The organism is uncultured Enterovirga sp. (assembly GCF_964242715.1).
GTDB lineage: Bacteria > Pseudomonadota > Alphaproteobacteria > Rhizobiales > Beijerinckiaceae > Enterovirga.
In genome coordinates this window covers 152,426-177,115 of record NZ_CAXTAZ010000001.1, presented here as the reverse complement: position 1 = coordinate 177,115, position 24,690 = coordinate 152,426, and the positions used below count along the sequence as shown (strand labels likewise).

Annotated in this window: 27 protein-coding genes; 17 read left to right on the top strand and 10 right to left on the bottom strand. The window is 68.8% G+C overall.

Features of this window, described 5'->3' with window-relative positions:
* Positions 1–119: 119 nt before the first annotated feature.
* A complete protein-coding gene (locus ACFE87_RS00900) occupies positions 120–923 on the bottom strand; it encodes an HAD family hydrolase (RefSeq protein WP_375457703.1) in 804 nt (267 codons plus the stop codon).
* A gap of 241 nt (positions 924–1,164) precedes the next feature.
* Here ACFE87_RS00900 and groES point away from each other — a divergent pair, with 241 nt between their 5' ends.
* The 8 genes from groES (at position 1,165) to rpsD (ending at position 9,002) form a co-directional block, all read left to right on the top strand.
* Entirely contained in the window at positions 1,165–1,476 is a 312-nt protein-coding gene (gene groES / locus ACFE87_RS00895; protein ID WP_375457702.1) for a co-chaperone GroES, read from the top strand.
* 158 nt (positions 1,477–1,634) lie between these two features.
* Positions 1,635–3,296 (top strand): chaperonin GroEL, encoded by a 1,662-nt coding sequence (gene groL / locus ACFE87_RS00890; RefSeq protein WP_375457701.1) that lies wholly within the window; start codon positions 1,635–1,637, stop codon positions 3,294–3,296.
* A gap of 144 nt (positions 3,297–3,440) precedes the next feature.
* Positions 3,441–4,184 (top strand): RNA methyltransferase, encoded by a 744-nt coding sequence (locus tag ACFE87_RS00885; RefSeq protein WP_375457700.1) that lies wholly within the window; start codon positions 3,441–3,443, stop codon positions 4,182–4,184.
* A 71-nt stretch (positions 4,185–4,255) separates the two neighbouring features.
* Positions 4,256–5,470, top strand: a complete 1,215-nt coding sequence (locus tag ACFE87_RS00880; RefSeq protein ID WP_375457699.1) for an alpha/beta hydrolase — start codon at positions 4,256–4,258, stop codon at positions 5,468–5,470.
* Positions 5,471–5,543: 73 nt separating this feature from the next.
* The gene (locus ACFE87_RS00875) at positions 5,544–6,869 is read left to right on the top strand and encodes a flavin monoamine oxidase family protein (RefSeq protein WP_375457821.1); all 1,326 of its coding nucleotides are present in this window, start codon (positions 5,544–5,546) and stop codon (positions 6,867–6,869) included.
* Positions 6,866–7,204: an SMR family transporter gene (locus ACFE87_RS00870; RefSeq protein WP_375457698.1), complete on the top strand. Its 339-nt coding sequence runs from the start codon at positions 6,866–6,868 to the stop codon at positions 7,202–7,204. Before ACFE87_RS00875 ends, ACFE87_RS00870 begins: the two co-directional genes overlap by 4 nt.
* A gap of 79 nt (positions 7,205–7,283) precedes the next feature.
* Positions 7,284–8,174, top strand: coding sequence for a glutamate racemase (gene murI / locus ACFE87_RS00865; RefSeq protein WP_375457820.1), 891 nt, complete (start codon positions 7,284–7,286; stop codon positions 8,172–8,174).
* Positions 8,175–8,384: 210 nt separating this feature from the next.
* Entirely contained in the window at positions 8,385–9,002 is a 618-nt protein-coding gene (gene rpsD / locus ACFE87_RS00860) for a 30S ribosomal protein S4 (RefSeq protein ID WP_375457697.1), read from the top strand.
* 199 nt (positions 9,003–9,201) lie between these two features.
* Here the strand turns inward: rpsD and ACFE87_RS00855 are convergent, their stop codons facing one another.
* From ACFE87_RS00855 to ACFE87_RS00845, 3 genes are all read right to left on the bottom strand, one after another.
* Entirely contained in the window at positions 9,202–9,603 is a 402-nt protein-coding gene (locus ACFE87_RS00855; RefSeq protein WP_375457696.1) for a hypothetical protein, read from the bottom strand.
* A gap of 66 nt (positions 9,604–9,669) precedes the next feature.
* Positions 9,670–9,867: a hypothetical protein gene (locus ACFE87_RS00850; protein ID WP_375457695.1), complete on the bottom strand. Its 198-nt coding sequence runs from the start codon at positions 9,865–9,867 to the stop codon at positions 9,670–9,672.
* Between the two features lie 124 nt (positions 9,868–9,991).
* Positions 9,992–10,543 (bottom strand): thioesterase family protein, encoded by a 552-nt coding sequence (locus ACFE87_RS00845; RefSeq protein WP_375457694.1) that lies wholly within the window; start codon positions 10,541–10,543, stop codon positions 9,992–9,994.
* Positions 10,544–10,761: 218 nt separating this feature from the next.
* Between ACFE87_RS00845 and ACFE87_RS00840 the strand changes: the two genes are divergently transcribed.
* Together ACFE87_RS00840 and ACFE87_RS00835 are read left to right on the top strand one after the other, a co-directional pair.
* On the top strand, positions 10,762–12,159 hold the full coding sequence (locus ACFE87_RS00840; protein WP_375457819.1) for an FAD-binding oxidoreductase: 1,398 nt from the start codon (positions 10,762–10,764) through the stop codon (positions 12,157–12,159).
* A gap of 37 nt (positions 12,160–12,196) precedes the next feature.
* Positions 12,197–15,754: an AsmA-like C-terminal region-containing protein gene (locus tag ACFE87_RS00835; RefSeq protein WP_375457693.1), complete on the top strand. Its 3,558-nt coding sequence runs from the start codon at positions 12,197–12,199 to the stop codon at positions 15,752–15,754.
* 2 nt (positions 15,755–15,756) lie between these two features.
* Here the strand turns inward: ACFE87_RS00835 and ACFE87_RS00830 are convergent, their stop codons facing one another.
* Genes ACFE87_RS00830 through fumC form a run of 5 tightly spaced genes read right to left on the bottom strand, consistent with a single transcriptional unit; the run spans position 15,757 to position 18,174 of the window.
* On the bottom strand, positions 15,757–15,990 hold the full coding sequence (locus tag ACFE87_RS00830; protein ID WP_375457692.1) for a ribbon-helix-helix domain-containing protein: 234 nt from the start codon (positions 15,988–15,990) through the stop codon (positions 15,757–15,759).
* Entirely contained in the window at positions 15,987–16,175 is a 189-nt protein-coding gene (locus tag ACFE87_RS00825) for a DUF4169 family protein (RefSeq protein ID WP_375457691.1), read from the bottom strand. Before ACFE87_RS00825 ends, ACFE87_RS00830 begins: the two co-directional genes overlap by 4 nt.
* Before the next feature lie 2 nt (positions 16,176–16,177).
* A complete protein-coding gene (locus tag ACFE87_RS00820) occupies positions 16,178–16,486 on the bottom strand; it encodes a CcdB family protein (protein WP_375457690.1) in 309 nt (102 codons plus the stop codon).
* On the bottom strand, positions 16,486–16,728 hold the full coding sequence (locus ACFE87_RS00815; RefSeq protein WP_375457689.1) for a type II toxin-antitoxin system CcdA family antitoxin: 243 nt from the start codon (positions 16,726–16,728) through the stop codon (positions 16,486–16,488). Before ACFE87_RS00815 ends, ACFE87_RS00820 begins: the two co-directional genes overlap by 1 nt.
* Before the next feature lie 30 nt (positions 16,729–16,758).
* Positions 16,759–18,174 (bottom strand): class II fumarate hydratase, encoded by a 1,416-nt coding sequence (gene fumC, locus ACFE87_RS00810; RefSeq protein ID WP_375457688.1) that lies wholly within the window; start codon positions 18,172–18,174, stop codon positions 16,759–16,761.
* 44 nt (positions 18,175–18,218) lie between these two features.
* Between fumC and ACFE87_RS00805 the strand changes: the two genes are divergently transcribed.
* The gene (locus ACFE87_RS00805; RefSeq protein ID WP_375457818.1) at positions 18,219–19,625 is read left to right on the top strand and encodes a cytochrome P450; all 1,407 of its coding nucleotides are present in this window, start codon (positions 18,219–18,221) and stop codon (positions 19,623–19,625) included.
* Between the two features lie 9 nt (positions 19,626–19,634).
* Here the strand turns inward: ACFE87_RS00805 and ACFE87_RS00800 are convergent, their stop codons facing one another.
* On the bottom strand, positions 19,635–20,213 hold the full coding sequence (locus ACFE87_RS00800; RefSeq protein WP_375457687.1) for an SspB family protein: 579 nt from the start codon (positions 20,211–20,213) through the stop codon (positions 19,635–19,637).
* Between the two features lie 166 nt (positions 20,214–20,379).
* Between ACFE87_RS00800 and ACFE87_RS00795 the strand changes: the two genes are divergently transcribed.
* From ACFE87_RS00795 to ACFE87_RS00770, 6 genes are all read left to right on the top strand, one after another.
* On the top strand, positions 20,380–21,174 hold the full coding sequence (locus ACFE87_RS00795; RefSeq protein ID WP_375457686.1) for a thymidylate synthase: 795 nt from the start codon (positions 20,380–20,382) through the stop codon (positions 21,172–21,174).
* Entirely contained in the window at positions 21,171–21,668 is a 498-nt protein-coding gene (locus ACFE87_RS00790) for a GNAT family N-acetyltransferase (protein WP_375457685.1), read from the top strand. The genes ACFE87_RS00795 and ACFE87_RS00790 overlap by 4 nt, the downstream gene beginning before the upstream one ends.
* Positions 21,665–22,180 carry a dihydrofolate reductase gene (locus ACFE87_RS00785; RefSeq protein WP_375457684.1) on the top strand — a complete coding sequence of 172 codons (516 nt, stop codon included), beginning with the start codon at positions 21,665–21,667 and terminating at the stop codon, positions 22,178–22,180. Before ACFE87_RS00790 ends, ACFE87_RS00785 begins: the two co-directional genes overlap by 4 nt.
* 145 nt (positions 22,181–22,325) lie before the next feature.
* Positions 22,326–23,486 carry an FtsH protease activity modulator HflK gene (hflK, locus tag ACFE87_RS00780; RefSeq protein WP_375457683.1) on the top strand — a complete coding sequence of 387 codons (1,161 nt, stop codon included), beginning with the start codon at positions 22,326–22,328 and terminating at the stop codon, positions 23,484–23,486.
* Positions 23,483–24,430, top strand: a complete 948-nt coding sequence (hflC, locus tag ACFE87_RS00775) for a protease modulator HflC (protein ID WP_375457682.1) — start codon at positions 23,483–23,485, stop codon at positions 24,428–24,430. The genes hflK and hflC overlap by 4 nt, the downstream gene beginning before the upstream one ends.
* 4 nt (positions 24,431–24,434) lie before the next feature.
* Positions 24,435–24,629: a DUF2065 domain-containing protein gene (locus ACFE87_RS00770; protein WP_375457681.1), complete on the top strand. Its 195-nt coding sequence runs from the start codon at positions 24,435–24,437 to the stop codon at positions 24,627–24,629.
* Positions 24,630–24,690 lie beyond the last annotated feature (61 nt).

The window sequence follows — 24,690 nt, the reverse complement described above, 5'->3', positions numbered from 1 at the left end:
TCAAAGGCCGCACGGGCGAGCGCGGCGGTCGCAAGATCCGTCCCTCGCGTCCCGCACCGCGAGCAGACGGGAGCAGGAGCGGTTCTTGAGCCGTTCGGACCACGGGCGGAGTGGACCTCCTATTCCGTTCGTCTGGCGAGGATCAAGCGATCCACGGCCCGCGCCCAGCCATCCGCGTCATTCGCATCCGTCACGGCGCTCGCCCGGGCCTTCACCTCCGCCGACGCGTTGCCCATCGCGATCGAGAATCCGGCGACGTCGAACATCGGCAGGTCGTTCGCCATGTCGCCCAGAACGGCGACCTCGGACGGATCCACGCCGGCATGGCGGGCGATCAGACGGACGGCATTGCCCTTGTTCGCCGCCTGGTTGGTCACGTCGAGATAATAGGATTGCGATCGCTTCGCGCTCGCGGTCTGGCCCAGGAGAGCCTGCAACTCCGCCTCGACAGCGGCGAGACGCGGGGCATCATCCGTGACGCCCGTGATCTTGCCCGCCTGGGCGATATAGGGCTCGAAACTCTCCACGACCCGCTCGTCGAACCGCACGGTCATGCGCTCGTGCGGAACATGGGATCCGGTCGGGTTCACGACGAGCCATTCGGTCTCGGTGAAGAGCCAGGCGTCGATTCCGTGCCGGACGAGGAGGTCGAGAGCCGTGCGGGCGGCGTCTGCCGGCACGAGGTGGCTTTCGAGCAAGGTTCCGTCGCGCCGCACGACCGTTCCACCATTGAAGCCTGCCGTGAAGGCGAGCCCGAGTTCGTCCGCGATCCACGCAATGCCCCGGGGTGGACGGGCGCTGACGATGGCAAGCGGGATGCCGGCTGATCTCAGGCGGTTCGCGGCCGCGACCGTGCTCGGCGCAAGGGACTTGTCCGGTTGCACCAGCGTACCGTCCACATCCGACACGACGAGACGGATCATCGAAAGTTTCCCGCAGGAGATTGTCGGAGCGACGCCGATTCGGCGTAGCGAAAGCGGCGGTACGGCTCGGATTTACCGCGCCACGATGGCCTCAGCTACGTCCGAAACGCGACGATTTCGCTGGCACTCCCTGAATCCGAGTGCTAGTGAGGGGTCAGTTGCGAGGGTGTCGATGACGCCCGGGCTGGCTCGGAGCCCGCCTCCGCCGTTCCTGGCGCCGCACACCGAACCGGAGACTCCCATGCAATTTCGTCCGCTGCACGACCGCGTCGTGGTCCGTCGTATCGAAGGTGAAGCCAAGACCAAGGGCGGCATCATCATTCCGGACAATGCCAAGGAAAAGCCGCAAGAGGGCGAGATCGTCGCCGTCGGACCGGGCGCCCGCGACGAAAGCGGAAAGATCAACGCGCTCGACGTCAAGGCTGGCGACCGCATCCTGTTCGGCAAGTGGTCCGGCACCGAGGTGAAGATCGACGGCGAGGATCTCCTCATCATGAAGGAGAGCGACATCCTCGGCATCATCGAGGGCCAGAAGATGGCGCTCGCGGCCTAACGCACGCACCGTAGGTCTTATCCGAGCTTCCGGCCGAGCGCCGGTTCTCGAAGAGCCGGCCCTGGCCTTGTCCAGGACATCATCAACCCAGATCTCGTGTCCGAGCCTCCGCCACTAGTCGCGACGGCTCGGCGAAGGTCTTATCTGCAGGTATTCACATGTCAGCCAAAGACGTACGCTTCTCCACCGACGCCCGGGACAAGATGCTTCGTGGCGTCGAACTGCTCGCCAACGCGGTCAAGGTCACCCTCGGCCCCAAGGGCCGCAACGTCGTGATCGAGAAGAGCTTCGGCGCTCCGCGCATCACCAAGGACGGCGTGACGGTCGCCAAGGAGATCGAGCTCTCCGACAAGTTCGAGAATATGGGCGCCCAGATGGTGCGCGAAGTCGCTTCGAAGTCGAGCGACCTGGCCGGCGACGGCACCACCACGGCGACGGTGCTCGCCGCCTCGATCGTCCGTGAGGGCGCGAAGTCGGTCGCGGCCGGCATGAACCCGATGGACCTGAAGCGCGGCATCGACCTCGCGGTCGCGGCCGTCGTCAAGGATATCGAAGCCCGGGCCAAGAAGGTCGCCTCCTCGGAGGAGATCGCGCAGGTCGGCACGATCTCGGCCAACGGCGACAAGGACATCGGCGACATGATCGCCAAGGCGATGGACAAGGTCGGCAAGGAAGGCGTGATCACGGTCGAGGAGGCCAAGACCGCCGAGACCGAGCTCGACGTCGTCGAGGGCATGCAGTTCGACCGCGGCTATCTCTCGCCTTACTTCATCACCAACGCCGAGAAGATGGTCGCCGAGCTGGAAGACCCCTACATCCTCATCCACGAGAAGAAGCTGTCGTCGCTCCAGGCGCTGCTTCCGGTCCTCGAGGCGGTGGTGCAGACCGGCAAGCCGCTCGTGATCGTGGCCGAGGACATCGAGGGCGAGGCCCTCGCGACGCTCGTCGTGAACAAGCTCCGCGGCGGCCTCAAGGTCGCGGCCGTGAAGGCTCCGGGCTTCGGCGATCGTCGCAAGGCGATGCTCGAGGACATCGCCGTCCTGACCGCCGGTCAGACCGTGTCGGAAGATCTCGGCATCAAGCTCGAGAACGTGACCCTCGAGATGCTCGGCCGCGCGAAGCGGGTCCGCATCGAGAAGGAAAACACCACGATCATCGACGGCGCCGGCGACAAGAGCGCGATCGAGGCCCGGGTTGGCCAGATCAAGGCGCAGATCGAGGAGACCACCTCGGACTACGACAAGGAGAAGCTGCAGGAGCGGCTCGCGAAGCTGGCCGGTGGCGTTGCCATCATCCGGGTCGGCGGCTCGACTGAGGTCGAGGTGAAGGAGAAGAAGGATCGTGTCGACGACGCCCTGCACGCGACCCGCGCAGCCGTCGAAGAAGGCATCGTTCCGGGCGGCGGCGTCGCGCTCCTGCTCGGCAAGGCGGCCGTCCAGAAGCTCCCGAAGAACGAGAATGCCGAGGTTCAGGCCGGCATCAACATCGTGCTGAAGGCCCTCGAGGCGCCGATCCGTCAGATCGCGCAGAATTCGGGTGTCGAAGGCTCGATCGTCGTCGGCCGGATCCTGGGTCAGTCCTCGCCGACCTATGGCTTCAACGCGCAGACGGAGGAGTATGTCGACATGCTCCAGGCCGGCATCGTCGATCCGGCGAAGGTCGTCCGCGCCGCGCTCCAGGGCGCGGCCTCGGTGGCCGGCCTCCTCGTCACGACGGAAGCCATGATCGCCGAAGCGCCGAAGAAAGAACCGGCCGGCGGCGGCATGCCGGGCGGCGGCGGAATGGGCGGCATGGGTGGCATGGGCGGCATGGACTTCTAACCGACGCCAGCTGAGGCTCGCCGACCAAGGGCTGCCCTCACGGGCAGCCCTTTTTCATGCAGGCCCGTGCTGGAGTGAAGCGGGCCTGTCTTGTTTCTCTCGCCACGGGCGACGCCGCGCCCCACCCGGACCGGAAAGCTGACCTTGGCCGCTGTCCTTGCTCCTCCGGTCATCATCCTGGTCCAGCCGCAACTGCCGGAGAATATCGGCATGGCGGCGCGCGGGATGGCGAATTTCGGACTGGGTGAGCTTCGCCTCGTCGTGCCGCGCGAGGGCTGGCCGAACGAGGAGGCGCGCGCCCCGGCTGTGAACGCGACCGCGATCCTCGACGATGCGCGCGCCTTTTCCTCGACCGCCGAGGCCGTCAGTGATCTCACCTGGGTCCTGGCGACCACGGCTCGGTCGCGCGGGCAGATGAAGCGGGTCCTGTCGCCGGAGGCGGCCTTCACGGATCTGGCTCGCCGGGCTGCCGCCGGACAGCGTACCGGGATCCTGTTCGGGCGCGAGCGGACCGGGCTCGAAAACGACGACATCTCGCTCGCGGACGCGATCCTCACCTATCCGGTCGATCCACGCTTCGCGTCGCTGAACCTCGCCGGCGCGGTTCTGATCGCCGCCTACGAATGGGCCCGGATCTCCGCAACCGCGACGGACTCGCCCGATCCGGCGCCGAGGGCCGAGCCGGCGTCACGCGAGGCCGTCGTCGGATTGTTCGACCATATCGAGAGCGAACTGGACGCCACCGGCTACTACCCGCCCGACAAGCGCTCGGTCATGACCCGGAACATGCGCGACATGTTCCACCGGATGAGCATGACGGCGCAGGATGTCAGCACTTGGCGCGGTGTCATCCGGGCGCTCGGGCGAGCGGCGAGACGAAAAGGCTAGGCGCGCGTTCGACTCAAAGCTGCTATGCGGGCGTCAGACTATTCATCGAGACTGACCAGGTCGCCCCAGCGATGCCCAGCCGTGCCGTTCAGACGATCCTTGCTGCCGTGGCCTGGGGCGCGGTCGTGCTCGGCGGAGCCCAGGCCGCGACTCCTCCGGCCCAGCCCAGGACGGGCCCGGGCAGCGCCGGCGATACGACGACCGAGGTGGTGAAGCGCGCGATCGGCCGCACCGGGGCTGCGACCTATGTCTATCATCTCGCAGCCGCCCCCGCGGAGCCCCGGTCGGTCGTGGTGCTCCTGCATGCCTGGGGCGCCGTGAACCCGGTCGTCTATGGCGGCTGGATCGACCAGCTCGCGAGGCGCGGCAATCTCGTTCTGTATCCTGGCTTCCAGACCGTCGGCCGAACCCGGCCGGTCGAGGCGACGGATCTGGCCGCGACCCTGATCCGCGATGCGCTCGCCGCGCTCGCCGACGATCCGCAGGCCCGGCCCGACAGCTCGCGGCTCTTCTATATCGGCCATTCCGCTGGCGCGGCCATCGGGCTGAACCTTGCGGCCACCGCTCAGGACCGGGGCCTCGCATCGCCCCGCCTCGTCTTCGCCGTGATGCCGGGCGGTATCGCGAGCGACGAGAAGTCCCGCGGCATCCAGCTGGCCGACCTCTCCCGGATCGATCCGGCCACGCTGATCACGACGATCGTCGGCGACCGCGAGTTCCAGGCGGCGGATCGGGCGTCTCGCCGGATTCTCCGCGAGACGACGAACGTGCCGGCCAGCCGCAAGCTGTTCATGCGCTCCTTCTCCGACGACCATGGTTTCCCGGCCCTGACCGCGACGCTGGCCTCGGCCGGTTCGGCCAAGGACGGCTACGATTCCTCCACGATCAAGCTTGCGCCCGAGCCGCCCATCGATCCGAAGGCGCCGCGCACGGCGCGTCCGAGATGGTCGGCCGATTCCGTGCTCACGGGCGAGCAGACGGTCCTGCTCGGCCAGCTGCAGCGAAACGTCACCGATACGCTCGATTATCTCGCCTATTGGCGTAGCTTCGACATCCTGGCCGCCGCGGCGGTCGGCGGAGGCGACCTGACCCTGCTCCGCTCCGACCCGAGCTTCCTCGACATGGGCCGCTGGACGGACAGCTGGCCCGTGAGGCGATTGATCGCGGAGACACCGAAGAGCGGCGAGACCGTTGCATCCGCGCCGCCGACCCGCGCCGTCGGACCGGCGCCGATCCAGAGCAAGCAGCCCGTCGTCCGTCGGCGCGAGACCCGGCAGGCTCGCTGACCGGACTCTCTGGGCTCGAAACAGGACGCGGGCACATCTTGGGAGTTGCGACGGCGCTCCCCACTTGCCGACCATGAATCGGATTTCTCGACGCGCCGTCCTGGCCGGACCGGCCCTCTCGGTGCTTGCCCCGGCGCTCGCCGGCCGTGCCGCCGCAGGCACTGACGTCGATGTCGTCGTGATCGGGGGCGGCGCGGCCGGATTGGCGGCCGCGAAACACCTTCTCTCTCTTGGCCGCAGCGTGATCGTGTTGGAGGCTCGGGACCGCCTCGGCGGGCGGGTCCATACCGATCTGCGTCTCGGCCAGCCCTTCGAGGCCGGTGCGCGCTACATTCATTGGGCCGAGCGCAATCCCTGGCGCCGGCTTGCGGCGGAACTGGGGCTCGAAACCCGGGGTGACGAAAGCGGCAGCCCGGGCGGCTTCGCGGTGCTTGACGAGGGGCGGCCGCTCTCGGCCGACGAGCGCTCCAGCCGGCGGCAGGCTTTTACCCGACTGAACGATGTGCTGGAGCGGGGGATCACCGGACCTGACCGGTCGATCGCGGAGATCGCCGGTCCGGCCGACACCGACGCGCGGGGGGCCGCTGCCGGGCTGACCCTGCTCTCGCTCGGCGAAGAACCCGAACGCGTCTCCGGGGCCGATTACGGTCAGCTCTGGTCCGGCGACGATCTCGAGGTCCCGGGCGGCTACGGCACCCTGCTCCTGCGCTACGGGGCCGGCCTTCCGGTCCGGCTGAACGAGCCCGCCCGTCTGATCGACTGGTCTGGTCCGGGCGTCAGCGTCGCCACGCCGAGTGGAACCGTGCGCGCGAGATCCGCCATCGTCACGGTCTCGGTCGGGATGTTGCGCTCCGGCTCGCTCCGCTTCCGGCCGGCCTTGCCCGGGACGACGCTGACGGCTCTCGATGGTCTCGGGATGGGGGCCTATACCAAGATCGCGTTGCGGCTGGCCCAACCTGCCGCCGGAGATCTTCCCGAAGTCCTGGACCTCGGCGGCGGGAGCGGTCTGATCAATTTCGACGTGCGAGCCGGCGGGCCTGATCTCGTCGTGGCTCATCTCGGCGGCGACGCCGCCCGTCGGCTCTGCGAGGCGGGCGAGCGGGAGGCCGTCGCCCATGCGAGCGAGCGGTTGGGCGTGGTCTATGGGGCCGAGATGGCGCGCGGGGTGACGGGCGGCGTGCTCGCGGGCTGGTGGGCCGACCCCTTCGCCCAAGGTTCCTACTCGATCGCACGGCCCGGAGGGGCCGGGGCCCGGCTCGCTCTCAGGCAGCCGATCGGCGAGAGGCTGTGGCTCGCGGGCGAGGCCAGCGCGGCGGGAGGGGCCATGACCGCCGGGGGCGCTACGCTCGAGGGCTTTCGCGCGGCGGACGAGGTGCATCGCGCGCTGGGCGTCGGGTGAGCCCGACGAGCCTCCTCGCGCTCGCGGTCGCGATCCTGGCCGAAGTGGCGGCGACCACCGCCCTCAAGGCCTCCGACGGCTTGACCCGTCTCTGGCCGACGATCGCGACGATCGTCGGATATGCGCTCGCCTTTTGGATGATGTCGCTCGCGATGCGAAGCGTGCCGGTCGGGGTCATCTACGCGATCTGGTCGGGGGTCGGCATCGTATTGATCTCGCTCGTCGGCTGGCTCGCCTTCGGAGAGAGGCTCGACGGGCCGGCGCTTGCCGGAATCGGCCTGATCGTCGCCGGGGTGCTCGTCATCAACCTCCTGTCCGGGTCCGTGCGGCATTGAGCCCCCAGGGCGGTTTCGCTTAAGGCTCGTTTACCCGACACGTGCAGGATCGCCACTTCCCTTGGTGGCGTGTCTGCTGATGCTGATCGACCTTCTCGCCGGAACCGTCCGGCCTCCGGCGCCGATGCCCGTGACCCGGCCGACGATCCTGCTCATCGACTCCGGTCTCGGCGGCCTCACCGTGCTGCGCGAGGTCGCCCGCGCGCGGCCGGACGCGAATGTGGTCTACGCAGCAGACGATGCCGCCTTCCCCTATGGGGATTGGTCGGAGGGCCCGCTCACCACCCGTGTCGTCGCGGTCGTCGAGGGGCTGCTGCGGCAGCACCGGCCAGACCTCGTCGTCATCGCCTGCAACACGATCTCGACCCTGGTTTTGCCGGTGCTTCGATCCCGTTTCAACGTGCCCTTCGTCGGAACCGTCCCGGCCGTGAAGCCGGCCGTGGCCTTGTCCCGCACCGGGAGGATCGCCGTGCTGGCGACCCCCGGCACCGTCCGGCGCGACTACACGCGCGGCCTCGTCGCGGCCTATGCGGGCTCGTGCCAGGTGGATCTCGTCGGCTCGACGCGGCTGGCGGCCTTGGCCGAAGCCGAATTCGCGGGCGAGCCCGCGCCGGACAGCGTCATCCGGGCCGAGATCGCGCCCTGTTTCCGGGACGGGGAGGGACGTCGCACCGATGTCGTGGTGCTCGCCTGCACGCATTACCCGCTTTTGCTGGAGCGGCTGCGGGCGGTCGCGCCCTGGCCGGTGACCTGGATCGATCCCGCTCCGGCGATCGCGAGGCGCGTCACGGCGATCCTGGGCGAAGCACCGCCCGACGCCTCGTTGTCCCGGCAGGACGGTCCGAGCACGATGCTGCTCTTCACCGGTCCCGGCAACCTGACCCCGGCGCTGCGGCACGCGCTGGCCGCCCGCGGCCTCGACGAGACGCGGACCGGCATCCATCCCCTGGCCGAACCCGTTCCGCATTGAGCTCTGCGCCCGCGGGGCGGGCGGCCTCGACCTTGACCTGAGGTCGTGGCGCGTCTAGGGAGCCGGTGAGACACGCGGCCCGACGGCCGCGTGTCTCGTTTCACGCACCCGTGAGCCGGCTTCGAAGCCCGGCTCTGTCGCCCCCCGGTCCAGGCCGGACGGGAGAGGAGGGCGCGTTCCTCGCCATCCGGCGATCATGAGGGACAGCGAATGACGAAGAGAGTCACGGCGAAGCACAAGCTCGACCGCCGTATGGGCCAGAATATCTGGGGCCGCCCGAAGAGCCCCGTCAATCGCCGCGAATACGGCCCCGGCCAGCATGGCCAGCGCCGCAAGGGCAAGATGTCCGACTTCGGCACGCAGCTGCGTGCCAAGCAGAAGCTCAAGGGCTATTACGCCTCGATCACCGAAAAGCAGTTCCGCCGCTACTACGGCGAGGCGATCCGGATGAAGGGCGACTCGAGCGAGAACCTTGTCGGTCTGCTGGAGCGCCGCCTCGACGCCGTGATCTACCGCTCGAAATTCGTGCCGACCCCCTTCGCGGCGCGCCAGTTCGTCAACCACGGCCACATCAAGGTGAATGGTCGGCGCGTGAACATTCCGAGCTTCCTCGTGAAGCCGGGCGACGCGATCGAGCTGAAGGACAGCTCGAAGCAGCTCGAGATCGTCGTGGTCGCGAGCCAGCTCGCCGAGCGCGACGTGCCGGATTACATCGAGGTGGACCACGCCAAGATGACGGCCCGGATGACCCGCATCCCGACGCTGAGCGAGGTGCCCTATCCGGTCCAGATGGAACCGAACCTCGTCATCGAGTTCTACTCGCGCTAATTCGAAGGGCCGCCTCCGGCGGCTCTGCTACGCTCAGAAGGCGTTGCGCTCCCGCGCAGCGCCTTTTTCTATGGGTTCGAGCTTGGGCCATCTTCCGGCGATCGACGCGGGATCCGACCGATATTCGCCGGATCGGTCGAGATCGCGATCAACGACAAGCCGTTCTGGCCTTCCGGATCGAGCGTCGGACGGGCAGGCCTTAGCGGCCAGCCCGCTGCCACTTCGCGTCCTTCTCGGAGGAGCGCCGGCTCGTGACCACCTTGAGGTGGCCCACATCGTCGCCGTCCGCCAAGACGGTCAGGGTGGCGCCGCCTTTCCCCGTGAAGATGAAGCGGCAGGTGGCAGCGCCCGTTCCGGAACAGGAGACCGTCTCCGGATAAGCGTTGCAGACATCCTGCCGGCCTGCGCTGCAGCGTGCGTCGTCCCGGTTTCCGGACGGGACGGGCTGGAAGCCCTTGGCGATCAGTGTGCCGCGGGCCGAGGCGTAGAGCATGCCCTCGCGCAATGCCGGAACCGGTTCCGCCGCGACATTGCCGGTCCAGGCGAAAAGCCCGAAGAGGCCGCCCAGCACGGCGCGCCTGAGGGCGGGTTTGCGGAGCAAGTGTTGTGTGTCCATCGACATGGCTTTCATGCTCGTCCTGTGGCGCCCGGTGAGCGCCGGAATGTGTCAGTCCCCGCCGTCTCCGCTGGACGACCAATCGAGCACGGATCCGTCGCCGGCATCCCTCGACGCCTTGGCGCGTCGGGCCGTCTCGTCGTCCTCCCGGTGGCTCTCCCGGATCTCGGCAAACCACGCGCGGCCCTGCTCGAGGATCTTCTCGTCGAGCGCGGCGGGATTGCCCGGATCAGCGCGGTCCCTTGCCATGTGGGCCATCCTCGGTGCTCGGGAGACCCTAGCCCGGAAGGGTGATGGAAGGCTTACCGGGCGGAGCTGGCGCAAGGTGTCCGAGGGCCGTCACGTCCCGGGACCGACGAGGACAGCACCCGCCCTAGTGGTGGGTGCTCGACGTCTCGGCCGGTGACCGGTCCCTCGGCCGCGGCGCCCGGAGGCTCACATTCCGGCCCAGCGCTTCGGGCCGGGGGAGGCGGCCATGGGCCGTCTTGATCGCCCCGAGATTGGCCAGGATGTCGGGCGGGAAGGGGCAGACTCGGCGGTCCGTCATGCCGACATGGAGGAAGAGCTTCTCGCAACTCGCAGCCACCCAGCCCTCATGATGCTGGCGGATTTCGAGATAGGCATGGATGCGCTTCTCGTCGTGATCGATGAGCTGCATCGTCACGCGCACCTCGTCGTCGAGCGAGAGCTCGCGCCGGTAGAGCGTGTGGATCTCGGCCGTGAAGTAGGAGCAGCCCCGGCTGTCCAGGTAATCCGGCCCGAGCCCCGCGACCGCCAGCGCCTCGTCGATCGCCCGGTCGAAGAGCACGAGGTAATAGGCCATGTTCATGTGGCCGTTATAGTCGATCCAGCCGGGCTCGACCCGCATCGTCGACGAGACGAACGGCGCGAAGACGAAGACCGGCGGACCTGCTCCCTCGCTCACCTGGCGTCTCCCCGTTGCGGTTGCCCATAAGGCACAAAGCGGGCGCTCGCGCCAAGGGTCGGCAGTATCAAGGTTATCTTGGCTAGAGGGGGAGCGCCCATGTTGCGGCCGTGCCACGTCTGCTATGGTTCGCCGCGATAGAACCCGCCCTCTCGGGTTCCGATGCGGGTCACCCGATGTCCGTTCTCTCCGCCGTGAAACCGTCTCTCGCCGCCACCATGAGCGGGTCTCGACGCCCCGACGCGGATACGATCGCCCGCCTGACCTTGGCGCTGACGCGGCGCTACGGAAACCGGGTCGTGACGAGCCGCGCCGTTCGGGAGCAGCACGGTCACACGACGACCTGGCTTCCGAATCAGCCACCGGACCTCGTGGTCCTGCCGCAGACGACGGAGGAGGTGGCCGAGATCGTCCGCCTCTGCGCGGCCGAGCGGGTGCCCGTCATCCCCTTCGGCACGGGAACGTCGCTGGAGGGTCACCTCAATGCGCCGTTCGGCGGCGTCTCGGTCGACACCAGCCTGATGAAGCGGGTCATCGCCGTGCATCAGGAGGATCTCGACTGCGTGGTCGAGCCCGGCGTCACCCGGAAGGAGCTGAACGAGCACCTGCGTGCGACGGGCCTCTTCTTCCCGATCGACCCCGGCGCCGATGCCTCGATCGGCGGCATGGCCGCGACCCGGGCTTCGGGCACCAATGCCGTCCGCTACGGCACGATGAAGGACAACGTGCTGGCCCTCACCGTCGTGACGCCGGCGGGCGAGATCGTCCGGACCGGAAGCCGCGCCCGCAAGAGCTCGGCCGGCTACGATCTCACCCGCCTCTTCGTCGGCTCGGAGGGCACGCTCGGCATCGTGACCGAGATCACCTTGAAGCTTCACGGAATTCCCGAGGCGATCTCGGCCGGCATCTGCTCCTTTTCGTCGCTCAAGGAGGCCTGCGACGCGGTCATCACGACGATCCAGTCCGGCCTGCCGGTGGCCCGGATCGAACTCCTGGACGAGGTCCAGATTCGGGCCGTGAACGCCTATTCCAAGCTGACGCTGCCTGAGACGCCACTGCTCCTCTTCGAGTTCCACGGCACCGATGCCGGCGTTCGCGAACAGGCCGAGCGGTTCGGCGAGATCGCCGTCGAATATGGCGGCACCGGCTTCGAATGGACCACCAAGGCCGAGGACCGGACCCGCCTGTGGCAGGCCCGGCACGACGCCTATTGGGCTTCTCTCGGGCTCCGGCCCGGGGCGCGCGGCGTCGCGAGCGACGTCTGCGTGCCGATCTCGCGCCTGGCAGAATGCCTGGCCGAGACCAAGGCCGATATCGAGCGGACCGGGCTGATCGCGCCGATCGCAGGTCATGTCGGGGACGGCAATTTCCACGTCATGCCGCTCGTCGCGATGGACGATCCCGCCGAGGTTGAGCTTGCGGAAGGCTTCATGCACCGGCTCGTCGAGCGAGCCATGCTGATGGGCGGCACCTGCACGGGCGAGCACGGCGTCGGGCAGGGCAAGATGAAATATCTCGAGGCCGAGCATGGCGGACCCGCCCTCGAATTCATGCGGCTCCTGAAGCGCTCGATCGATCCGGACAACATCATGAATCCCGGCAAGATCGTCGCCTGAGCGGCGCGGAGATCCGGGACCGGAGAGACCACCGCCTTTGCGCGATATCCTGACGATCCTGGCCGGGCTCCTGATCCTCGTGCTGGTGGCCGTGCTGGCCGTGCCTCCCCTCGTCGACTGGCCCGCGCATCGCGCGCTCGTCGATGGGGCGATCGCCCGGGCCGTGGGCCAGGAGGTCCGGACGGCGGGCGCGCTCGACATCCGGCTTTTGCCGGTCCCGCGCATCCGGATCCATCGACTCCGGATCGGCTCGGATGGGCCGGGGGACGCCACGCTCGACGCCTCGTATGTCAAGGCCGAGATCGCCCTGACGCCGCTCCTCGCCGGCGAGGTCCGGTTCCTGGATACGCGGATCGGGCGAGCCGAGTTCAAGCTCCCGACCGGCGCGCGCGGAGATTGGCGCGTGCCCCGCAGGCTCTTCTCGGGGGTCGAGGAGCGCCGGGCCTGGGCCTTCGAGAACCTCGCCGTCCAGCAATTCCTCCTGACCACCTTCGACCCGGAGAGCGGCCGTACCGACCAGGCTTATGCCGAAGGCGTGCGGATCCAGGCGACCTCGCTTGCAGGTCCATGGCGGCTCGAAGGAACCTCGGAGGCCATTCCGTTCGAGCTGACGCTGGGCGAGGTCGCGGCGGACGCCTCCGCGCCGCTGAAGCTGCGGGGCGGTGGCGGCACCCTGCCGCGTTTCGACGTGGACGGTCGGCTCGAACTCGTTCCCGGCGCCGCCGACGCGCTGATTCCCCGGTTTGCCGGCACCGGGCGAATCACCTCGCCATCGTCGCCTCCGCCCGTTCCTGGAACACCCCGGCTCGCCGTGCAGGCGCAGGCTGTCCTGAAGGCCGCCGGCCGGATGGTCGAATTCGACAACGTGACCGTCGAGGCAGGGGAGGGCGCAGCCGCCTTCCGGGCGAGCGGGACGGGCAGCTACCGGGTCGACGAACCCCGGCTCACGCTGGCACTCGGTGGTCGAAGGTTCGATCTCGCCGCCTTCGGCGCGACATACGGGACCGCGCCCGCCACCGGCTTCACCGAATGGCGGCTCGGGTCGGCAGCCTTGCCGCTCGATCTGTCGCTCAGGCTCGACAGCGTCGCGGTCGGCGGCGACGAGGAGCTGCAGAAACTCGCGCTCCGGGCCGTCGCCGAGGGCGATCGGGTAACGATCCCGAACCTCGAGACGGCCGGGCCAGGACGATCGACTCTCCAGGCCTCCGGCGAATTCACCCTGGGATTGGCGCCGAGCGGAAGCGGCAGCGTCGCCATCCGGGCGGAGGACAGCAACCGTTTCGGTCGCTTCCTCAGCGGACTCGGCCTCGGTGCCCTCACGGCTCTGCTCGACGGCCCAGCCCTCCAGGCCTCCGCCGACGTGACCTTGGCTGATCCGGTGCTGTCGCTCCGCAATCTTCGGCTGTCTCTTGGCGAGACGACGATTTCGGGAACTGTTCGGCACAGCGCGGCAGAGGTCGGTGGCCGGGCGCGGATCGACGGGCAACTCGCCCTGTCGGGCCTCGACGTCGCGGCGCTGCCGGACGGAGCGCTCGTCTTCGATGCCGCCCGGGACCTGGATCTCGGCCTCACGCTGGATGCCCGCAACGTGGCCTATGGCACAGCCCGGGGCGGCCACATCTCCGGCCGGATCGCGACCGAGGGGTCGTCGATCCTGGTCGAGGGCCTGGACGTCCGTGGCCTGGCCGGGGCGGAAGCACAGCTGTCCGGCCGGATTTCGCCGGACGGGTCGGGCCGCATCGAGGGCCGGCTCAAGGCCCCGCACGCTGCCCCGCTCGTGGACCTGTTCGGGCGAGCCTGGCTCGGAGGTCTGGTGCGGCTCCTCCCTGAGGCGGTGCGGGATGGCGCCGTCGATCTCGGGGTCGCGGCGGAGCGGGCGATCCTGGCCGGCTCTCCCACGCCGGCCTTGCGGACACGGCTGGACGGCCGGATGGCCGGGGGACCTTTTGCGGCCGAAACCCTCTCGGCGGGCGGTCTCGTCCGCGAGATCCGGGTGCGGGCGTCGGCCGATCGTGACGAGAGCTGGTTCGGCCGCCCGAAATCCGAAGGTCCGGCCCGCCGGGCGAGCCTCGATCTGTCCGGGCGCCGCGCCGACGATGGGCGGCTCGCGCTCGCGCTGACCGGAGACGTCGCGGGACTGCGCCTTGCCTCGGCGGAGCCTGTTCGGCTCGGTCCCGATGACGACACCATCGAGGCCGGCTCGGGCGAGGTCAGTGCCGACGATGCCTCGCGTTTCCTCGCCCTGCTCGGCCTCTCCGTGCGGAGTTCCGTCCCGCTTGCGCTGAGGGCCACGCTCGCCGGGACGGGACCACCACGGGTCACGCTTCGGGGTCGCGTCGCCGGCGAGACGCTGGAGGCCGAGCTCTCCGGCACATCTCTCGCCGAGATCGGCGGCCGCGCGACGATGTCGCGGCTGTCGCTCCCCTGGCTCGCATCGGCCTTGGCCCTGAACCTTCCGTCGCCCGGGCCGTCATCGGGCATTCTCTGGTCCGGCACCCGGTTCGGCCCGAGCGCCGAGCTTCCCGTCGGAGGGGCGCTGGCGATCGAGGCCGCCACGCTCGAGGGGCCGGGAGGCCTGATCGGTCGGAACGCGCGCTTCCAGCTCGCGACGCGGCCCGACGGGGTCGCGCTGTCCGGGATCGACCTCGTCTTTGCGGGCGGACGGCTGCGTGGCGGCTTCACGCTCGGCCGCCAGGGCGGACTCGCGTCCCTGATCGGAGAGGGCGCGGCGGAGGGGATCGCAATCGGGGAGCTTTTGGGACCGCCCTTCGGACCCGGCCGGCTCTCCGCGACGCTGCGCTTCGGGGCTTCGGGCGAGAGCGCGGCCGGGCTCGTCAGCAATCTCGGCGGCGCGGGAGAGGTCGATCTCGACGGCCTCAGGATCGATGGCGCCGATCCCGCGGCTCTCGAGCGGGTCGCCTCCCGGGTGCTGCGGACCGACGACCCCCTGGCCAGCGCCCGCTGGCAGGCGCTCCTGGCCCAGGAATTGGGTCGGGCGCCGCTGGCGCCCCGTCGCGTTCGGGCCAACGCCTCCCTGATCGGCGGCGCGATCCGGATCACGCCGCTGCTTCTCGTCTCCCCGGCCGGGTCGTGGCAGGGCTCGGCCGTGATCGACCTCCGCAATCTCACGCTCGAAGCCCGAGGCAATCTGCAATCGGAGGCTCTGCCCCGGAACTGGGTTGGCGGACCACCGGCGATCACGCTCGGCTGGACGGGACCGCTTGCCCGGCCGGCCCGGACCATCGATCCCGGACCGCTCGTGAACGGCCTCGCCGCCGTCGTGCTGACGCGTGAACTCGACCGGGTCGAGACCTTCGAACTCGACGCGGCCGAACGCCAGCGGCGGAATTCCCGCACCGAGATGGAGCGGCAGCGCCGTCTCGCGGCGGAGGAGGCGGCGCGTCAGGTCAGGCTGCGCGAGGAAGCCGAGGAGCGCGCCCGGCAGGAGCAGGAGCGCCAGCGCCAGGAGGCCGAGCGCCAGCGTTTGCAGGCGGAGCGGCAACGGCAGGAGCAGGATCGCCTCGACCCTGAGCGTCGGGCGCCGCCGCCCATCGATGTCCGGCCGCCGCCACGACCTGCCGCGGGCGGCGGCTGACGTCAGGCCCTCGCGCGCGCCCCGACTTCCTCGAGCACGTAGACCCGGAGTGCCGACGACAGGTTGCCAGCTCCGCGCCCGGCGTCGATCTCCGCCACGAGCGCCGGGACGGACAAGCCGCGGTCCCGCGCGATCCGCCCGAGTTCGTCCCAGAAGGGCGCCTCGAGCGAAATGCTGGTGCGGTGGCCGGCGATCGACAGCGAACGCTTGGTGATGCCGCCCGAAGCCGCCGTCACTCTTCAGCCGGCCCGTCGCGCCGATGAGCTTCCAGTCGCCGGGCCGCGATCTCGGCCTCCGCCTCGGCCCGCTCCCGCTCCGCCTTCGGGCGACCGAACTTTTCGCGATTCTGCGCCGCCGTTGCGCCCGCGGCCGCCCGGGCCTTGGCCTTGCGCGCCTGCCGCAGGTTGATGATCTCGGCCACGCTCAGAACCCGGTGAAGAGGAGATCGATGCTACGCATAACGACATCCTGAACGTCTATCCTGCCAAGCTCGCTCCCGAGGGACTGGATATCAACCGTGACCAGTTGGTCGAAGCGAATTCTGAGCTTCTTGCCCTGAAACTCGATCTCGGGCGTCAACTTATCGATGGATCCAACTTCGCCCTCGTCGACGAGAGGTGCGACGACCCTCGTCCGCAGATCCGCAAGCAGATCGTGTTGAAGAACGATCACGAGGCGGTCTCGGCCGCTTGGCCTAGCCCTCTTCAGCGAGCAGATGCTGAACTGCCGCATCAGAAGAGGCGATAATCGTCACACCACAGCCCCTCTTTTTCGATCTGGGCATTGTTGAATGCGATCGCCTCGGCATTCTCCTCCCGCCAGCGCCGAGCCTTTTCGCGCGAGACGCTCTCGCGGAGAGCGGTCTCGGCCACGGCATCGACATCGAGGCCGAGCGAGCGCGCGTCCTCGATCACGGCCTGGTCGAGGGTCAGCTCGACCGGGCGGCGCTGCGGGACGGGACGATGCATGTTCATGGCCCGATGCTACGCCCGGCCTGCCGGCCGTCAACCCGGCGCCAGCATGTCTTCCGCGCGCACGACCCGGTCGAATTCCTCGGCTGTGACATGGCCGGATTTCAGGGCCTCTTCCTTGAGGGTCGTGCCGTTCTTGTGCGCGCTCTTCGCGATCGCAGCCGCCTTGTCGTATCCGATGCTCGGCGCGAGGGCTGTCACCAGCATCAGCGAACGGCTGAGCAGTTCGGCGATCTTGTCCCGGTTGGCCTTGATGCCGACCACGCAATTGTCCGTGAAGCTGAGGGCAGCATCGGCGAGCAGGCGGACCGATTGCAGCACCGCATAGGCCATCACCGGCTTGAACACGTTCAGCTCGAAATGGCCCTGGCTGCCGGCCATCGTCACGGTGGTGGCGTTTCCGATCACCTGGCAGCAGACCATGGTGAGGGCCTCCACCTGGGTCGGGTTGACCTTGCCGGGCATGATCGAGGAACCCGGCTCGTTCTCGGGCAGGCTCAGCTCGCCGAGGCCGGAGCGGGGTCCCGAGCCGAGGAAGCGGATGTCGTTTCCGATCTTGAAGAGGCTCGCCGCGAGGGTGGCGAGGGCGCCCTGCGTGAAGACCATGGCGTCGTGGGCTGCGAGCGCCTCGAACTTGTTCGGCGCCGACACGAAGGGCAGGCCCGTCAGCTCGGCCGCCTTGGCCGCGAAGGCCTCCGCGAAACGGGGATGGGCGTTGAGGCCTGTCCCGACCGCGGTCCCGCCCTGGGCGAGGGCATGGATGCCAGGGAGGGCGGCCTCGATGCGGCCGATCCCGAGTTCGACCTGCTTGGCGTAGCCCGAGAATTCCTGGCCGAGCGTGACCGGCGTCGCGTCCTGCGTGTGGGTGCGGCCGATCTTGACGATGTCGGCGAAGCTCTGCGCCTTCTCGTCCAGCGCCGCGTGCAGGTGCCGCAAGGCCGGCAGCAGTCGGTCGTGGATCTCGCGCGCGGTCGCGATATGCATCGCGGTCGGAAAGACGTCGTTCGAGGATTGGCCGCGATTGACGTGGTCGTTCGGATGGACCGGCGACTTGCCGCCGCGCTGGCCGCCGAGCGCCTCGTTCGCGAGGCTCGCGATGACCTCGTTCGCGTTCATGTTGGATTGCGTGCCCGACCCGGTCTGCCAGACGACGAGCGGGAACTCGTCGTCATGGGTCCCGGCCACCACCTCCGCGGCCGCTGCCGCGATGGCGTCGGCGACCCGGGGCTCGACCTCGCCCAAGTCCTTGTTCACCAGGGCAGCTGTCTGCTTCACGAGGCCGAGCGCATGGACGAGCGGGGCCGGCATGCGCTCGCCGCCGATCCGGAAATTCTGGATCGAGCGCTGCGTTTGGGCACCCCAGAGCCGGTCCGCCGGAACGTCGATCGGTCCGAAGGTGTCGCTCTCGGTGCGGGTCGCCCCGGCTGCGCCTGAATTCATGGGTGACATCGTGGCCTCTTCTGCTGGGTTGCGGGCGGCTTACAATGTCCGCGATGATCACGGAACCGCCTCTCGCGCCGCCCGTCTCCCCGACCCTCTCCGGCCGACCGCTCTTCCGGCCGCCGGCGCCGGTCCCGCTCCGGCGGCCGCCGGACCTCTTCGCCTTCCTCAAGGGCGCGCGGACGAACCCGCTCACGACCTGGACGGCGGAGCATTTCGAGGCTCCGATCCTGGCAGGGGAGGGCGTCCTCGGGCGGGTGACGGTGATCAGCGACCCGGCCGCGATCCGCCATGTCCTCGTCGACCGGGCCGCGAATTACCGCAAGGATGATCTGCAGCGGCGCGTGCTGGCGCCGGGGCTCGGCAATGGCCTGCTCACGGCCGAAGGCGACGAGTGGCGGCGGCAGCGCCGGGCCATGGCGTCGCTCTTCACGCCCCGCACGGTCACGGGCTTTGCCCGGCCGATGGCCGACGCCGCCGACCGGATCGTGCGCCGGCTCCGCCGCCGGGGCGACGGTCGCCGGGTCGATGCGGCGCTCGAGATGACCCGCGTCACGCTGGACGTGCTGGAGCGGACGATCTTCACCGAAGGCCTGAAGCGCGACCCCGACGCGCTCTCGCAGGCGATCACCCGCTATTTCGAGGCGATCGGGCCGATCGATCCGCTCGACGTCTTTGGTATGCCGGATTGGCTGCCGCGGATCGGCCGGCTCCGTGCGCGGCCGGCGCTGCGATTCTTCGAAGAGGTGGTGGGCGAGCTGTTCGACGCCCGCAAGGCGCTCCTTGCCCGGGGCGGCGAGGCGCCGCGCGACCTCCTCACGCTCCTCCTCCAGGCGTCCGACCCGGAAACTGGGGACAGGCTCAGCGACCTCGAGGTCAAGGCGAATGTCGTGACCTTCATCGGCGCCGGGCACGAGACGACCGCGAACGCGCTCTCCTGGTCGCTCTACCTTCTGTCGCAGGCGCCCGACATCCGCGAGCGGCTCGAGCGGGAGGTGGATGAAGCTGCCGATCTGACCGACATGTCGGCCCTGCCGCTCACCCGTGCCGTGATCGATGAGGCCATGCGGCTCTACCCGCCGGTGCCCTTCCTGAGCCGGGCCGCGATCGAGGACGACCGCGTCGCGGATTACCGGATCCCGAAGGGTTCGCTCGTCATGATCGCACCTTACGTCCTGCATCGGCATCGCCGACTCTGGAGCGAGCCGGACCATTTCGATCCCGACCGCTTCCTGCCGGAGAACCGGGGCGCGATCGACCGCTTCGCCTATCTGCCCTTCGGTGCTGGCCCGCGCGTCTGCATCGGGGCCGCCTTCTCGCTGCAGGAGGCCGTGATCGTCTTGGCCACCCTGGCCCGCGCCACGCGGCTCGATCTCGAACCCGGGCACGTGGTCACGCCCGTTCACCGTGTGACCCTGAGGCCGGGCGGGGGCCTCCCGATGCGCGTCAGGCTGCGCTGACCGCCGCGCTCAGCTCTTCTTGCGGAAGGCGTCGAGGCTGACGACCTCGCCGCTGCCAGCGGGTTCCTCGGTGCTCGCGGCGTCCGGAACCCGTCTCGGCTTCTTGGCGGCTTTCGGTGCCGGTTTCCCGTCCGATTCGGCCCCCGCCTTTCGAACGCCGATTGTCGCGAGGGCCGGAACCTGCAGGGGCTCGTGCGGCCCGGATGCGGGGTCCTCCGCTGCGGCTTCCGCCTCCTCCGCCTCGAATTTCAAGCCGAACTGCACGGACGGGTCGAAAAACCCGGTCAGCGCGTCGAAAGGCACGCGCAGCCGCTCGGACACTCCCGAGAAGGAGAGCCCGACCTCGAAGGCATGATCCTGGACGATGAGGTCGTCGAACTGGTGCTGCAGCACGATCGTCATGTCCTGCGGGTAGCGCTCGCGAAGACGGGCCGAGATACGCACGCCGGCCTTGTCGGTCCGGAACGACACGTAGAAATGATGTTCGCCCGGCAATCCGTCGCGGGTTGCGTCCGTGAGGACCCGCCGGACCACTCCGCGGAGCGCGTCCTGCACCAGAAGGTCGTATCGGATGAGGTCCGTCGTCATAGGGGCCTGGAGCGATTCAAACGGGGCGGGTGAGCATCGATGTGACGAAGCTCGCCAGACCGGAGACTATAGGAGCGGGCTCGCCACAACGGAAGGGCGGGACAGCGCGCCACGCCGGCTTCGAACGCGGCCGAAGCCGGTGTAGGACAGCGGCGCGGAGGAACCCATGCGCGCCTATCACGATCTCCTGCACCGGCTTCTGGACGAGGGCGTCGCCAAATCCGACCGGACCGGGACCGGCACGCTCTCGGTCTTCGGTCACCAGATGCGCTTCGACCTGACCCAAGGCTTTCCGCTCGCGACCACGAAACGCGTCCACCTGAAGTCGATCGTGCATGAGCTCATCTGGTTTCTGAGCGGTTCGACGCATGTCGGCTATCTGCGCGAACATGGCGTCACGATCTGGGACGAATGGGCGGACGAGGATGGCGACCTCGGCCCTGTCTATGGCCGGCAATGGCGCTCTTGGCAGGCGCCGGACGGGCGCGTCATCGACCAGATCGCCTGGGTGCAGGACGAGATCCGCCGCAACCCCGATTCGCGCCGCCTCGTCGTCTCGGCCTGGAATCCGGCCGATCTCGACCAGATGGCGCTCGCGCCCTGCCACTGCCTGTTCCAGTTCTACGTGGCCGAGGGCCGGCTCTCCTGCCAGTTATATCAACGCTCTGGGGATGCCTTCCTCGGAGTTCCGTTCAACATTGCGTCTTACGCCCTCCTCACGCACATGATGGCGCAGGCGACCGGGCTCGAGCCGGGCGATTTCGTCCACAGTTTTGGGGATCTGCACCTCTACCGAAACCACCTCGACCAGGCCCGGCTGCAGCTCCAGCGCGAGCCGCGGGCACTCCCGACCCTTCGCCTCAACCCGGCGATCCGCTCCGTCCTCGATTTCCGCTTCGAGGATGTCGTCGTCGAAGGCTACGACCCGGCTCCCGCGATCCGGGCGCCGGTGGCCGTATGACCTCCCGCGAAGACGTATCGATTCGTCCGGCATCGCCGGGGGAGGGCGCGCTCGTCCTGTCCCTCGTCCGCGAACTCGCGGAATACGAGCGGCTCGCCCATGAGGTCGACGCCACCGAGGCGATGCTGGAGGCGGCGCTCTTCGGCCCCGAGGCCCGCGTCTTCTGCGATCTGGCCGAAGTGGACGGTGCGGCCGTGGGCTTCGCGCTCTGGTTTCGCAGCTTCTCGACCTTCCGGGGTCGGCACGGCCTCTATCTCGAGGACCTTTTCGTGCGGCCGGCCTATCGCGGTCGAGGCATCGGGCGCGCGCTTCTGGTCGGCCTCGCCCGGCGCTGCGAGGCGGAGGGGCTGCCCCGTCTCGAATGGTCGGTGTTGAACTGGAACGAGCCCGCCCTGCGGTTCTACACCTCGCTCGGCGCCGAGCCGATGTCGGGATGGACCACTCACCGGCTCGGCGGCGAGGCGCTCAGCCGCCTCGCCGGAGAGGAGGCATGACGGCTGCCGTCCCGCTCGCGATCGTCGTCGCGCTCGCCGAGAACGGGGTGATCGGCCGGGACAACGCCTTGCCGTGGCGGCTTCGGACCGATCTCCGCCGGTTCCGCGACCTGACCTGGGGCAAGCCGATGATCATGGGCCGACGTTGCTGGGACGCGATCGGTCGTCCGCTTCCGGGTCGGGAGACGGTGCTGATGACGCGGAGCCGGGGTGTCTCGCCAATGGGCGCCCATGTCGCGTCGAGCTGGGAAGAAGCGAAGGCGCTTGCCTCCCGCCTTGCCGCAGGCATGGGCTCGGAGGAGATCGCGGTCGTGGGCGGGGCCGAGATCTACCGGCTTGCTCTGCCCGAGACCGATCGGCTCCATCTCACCCGGGTCCATGACGAGACGCCCGGAGACGTGCTGTTTCCGGCCTACGATGCCGGCAGCTTCAGGGAGACCTTCCGGGAACGCCACGAGGCTGGCGAGGCTGACGAACATGCCTTCACGTTCATCGACCTCGTCCGCCGCTGAGACCCCTGCGCGGTGTCGCAGCCGTTGACTTGCGTCCTCGCCCACCCCACCTGCCGAGCTTGACACCAACTTAGTCGATGACAACAAGCGCCCGGCCTGCCCTCGCAGGCGACCAAGTGGCCGCTGACGGGGACCGAAAGCCAGAATGCCTTGGAGTAATCAGACCGGCGGCGGCGGAAGCGGCGGCAATGGCGGTGGCGGGCCTTGGGGGCAACGCGGACCGGGCGGCGGTGGGCCGTGGGGACCAGGTCCCAGCGGCGGCGGCGGCAACAAGCCACCGGATCTCGAGGACATCATTCGGCGCGGTCAGGACCGGCTTCGGGGCCTGATCCCGGGTGGCGGCGGAGCCGGCCAGCTCGGGGGCCGCGGGATCGCTCTTCTTGCGCTGGCTGCCGTCGCGATCTGGCTTGCGACCGGCTTCTACACCGTCCGGCCGAACGAGATCGGCCTGAACCTGATCTTCGGTCGTTACGTGTCGAGCTCGGCCAACGGGCTGCGCTACAACTTCCCCTATCCGATCGGGTCCGTGGAAAAGCCTCTCGTAACCCAGAACCGGACGATCGAGATCGGCCTTCGTTCGGTCGAGCCGGGCCGCCGGGCGCCCCGGCCGACCGATTCCGAGAGCCTCATGCTCACGGGCGACGAGAACATCGTCGACATCGATTTCACGCTGCAATGGCAGGTCGATCCGAACAAGGTCACGGATTTCGTCTTCAACCTGCAGAATCCCGAAGGCACCGTCCGGGTCGTCGCCGAAAGCGGCATGCGCGAGGTGATCGGTCGCCGCAATATCCAGTCGATCCTCACCACTGATCGGGCCGCGATCGAGGCCGAGGTGCAGCAACTGACTCAGGAGACGCTGAACACCTACGGCGCCGGTATCGAGATCCTGCGGGTTAACCTGCAGCGAGTCGATCCGCCCCAGCAGGTCATCGACGCCTTTCGCGACGTGCAGGCCGCCCGTCAGGACCAGGACCGCGTGCGGAACGAAGCCGAGACCTATTCGAGCCGTGTCCTCCCGGAAGCGCGAGGCGAGGCGATCCGCATCACGCAGGGCGCCGAAGCTTATAAGGACCGCTCGATCGCGGAAGCGAAGGGTGCCGCCTCGCGCTTCAGCCAGGTTTACGAGGAATACAGGAAGGCCCCGGAGGTGACGCGCGAGAGGATGTTCCTCGAGACGATGGAGCGCGTGCTGGGCGGGACCGACAAGATCCTGTTGGATCAGCCCGGGGGCGCCGTGCCGTATCTTCCTCTCGGCGAGCTCGGACGTCGTCCAGCCGCGCCTGCGACGGGAGCGGCCCGATGAGCACCACGATCCGCACCGCACTCCTGGCAGCGCTCGCCGTCGTTGTCGTGATCCTGCTGTCGGCGACCTTCATCGTCGAGCAGCGCCAGCAGGCGCTCGTGCTGCGCTTCGGCGCCGTTCGAAAGGTTGCGAATACGCCTGGGCTCTATTTTAAGGTGCCGCTGGTCGAGAACGTGCTCTATCTGGACCGGCGCGTCCTCGACCTGGACCTGCCTGCCCAAGAGGTAATCGCCTCCGACCAGAAGCGGCTCGTGGTGGACGCCTTCGCGCGCTACCGCATCCTCGATCCGCTTCTCTTCTTCCAGACGGTGAACTCGATCGTCGGCGCCAACAACCGCCTCGGCTCGATCGTGTCTTCGACGGTCCGGAGCGTGCTCGGCGACGCGACTTTCGCGAACGTGGTTCGGACCGATCGTGAGGCGCTGATGCGCCAGATCAAGGAGCGCGTGAACGTCGCGGCGCGCGGCATCGGCGTCGAAATCGTCGATGTGCGGCTGCGCCGGGTCGATCTGCCCGAACAGAACAGCCAGGCCGTCTTCCAGCGCATGCAGACCGAACGCCAGCGCGAGGCGACCGACCTCCGCGCCCAAGGCAACCAGCAGGCGCAGGGGATTCGGGCGCGGGCAGACCGCGACGTGACCGGGATCGTCGCCGAGGCGACCCGTCGGGCGGACGAGCTTCGCGGCGCCGGCGAGGCCGAGAAGAACCGCGTTCTGGCCGAGGCCTTCGGTCGGGATCAGGATTTCTTCGGCTTCTACCGGTCCATGCAGGCCTATGAGGCGGGGATGAAGCCGGGCGACACCCGGATGGTCCTTTCTCCGAATTCGGAGTTCTTCCGCTACTTCAAGCGGCCCTCCGGACGGCCGGGTGAGGATAACGGCGCGGGAGCCGCTCCTCCGGCCAATGCTGCTGCCGGAACGCCGGACGCCGCGCCCCGACCCTGACGGGATGAGGGACCTTGTCGCAGCCCTCGGTCTCGCTCTTGCTATCGAGGGCCTGCTGTTTGCATCCTTCCCGGATGGGATGAAGCGAATCCTGCTCGACGCCTCGGCGTCGCCGCGGGATCGGATGCGCCTCGCCGGCGTGGCGTCTGCCGTGATCGGCGTCGGCGTGGTCTGGGCGGCGCGGCGCCTCGCTTCATGACCAAATCGGGCAGCAGACGGACGGAGGCGCGGCGTGCCTCCGGGTTCAGGATCGGCGAGGT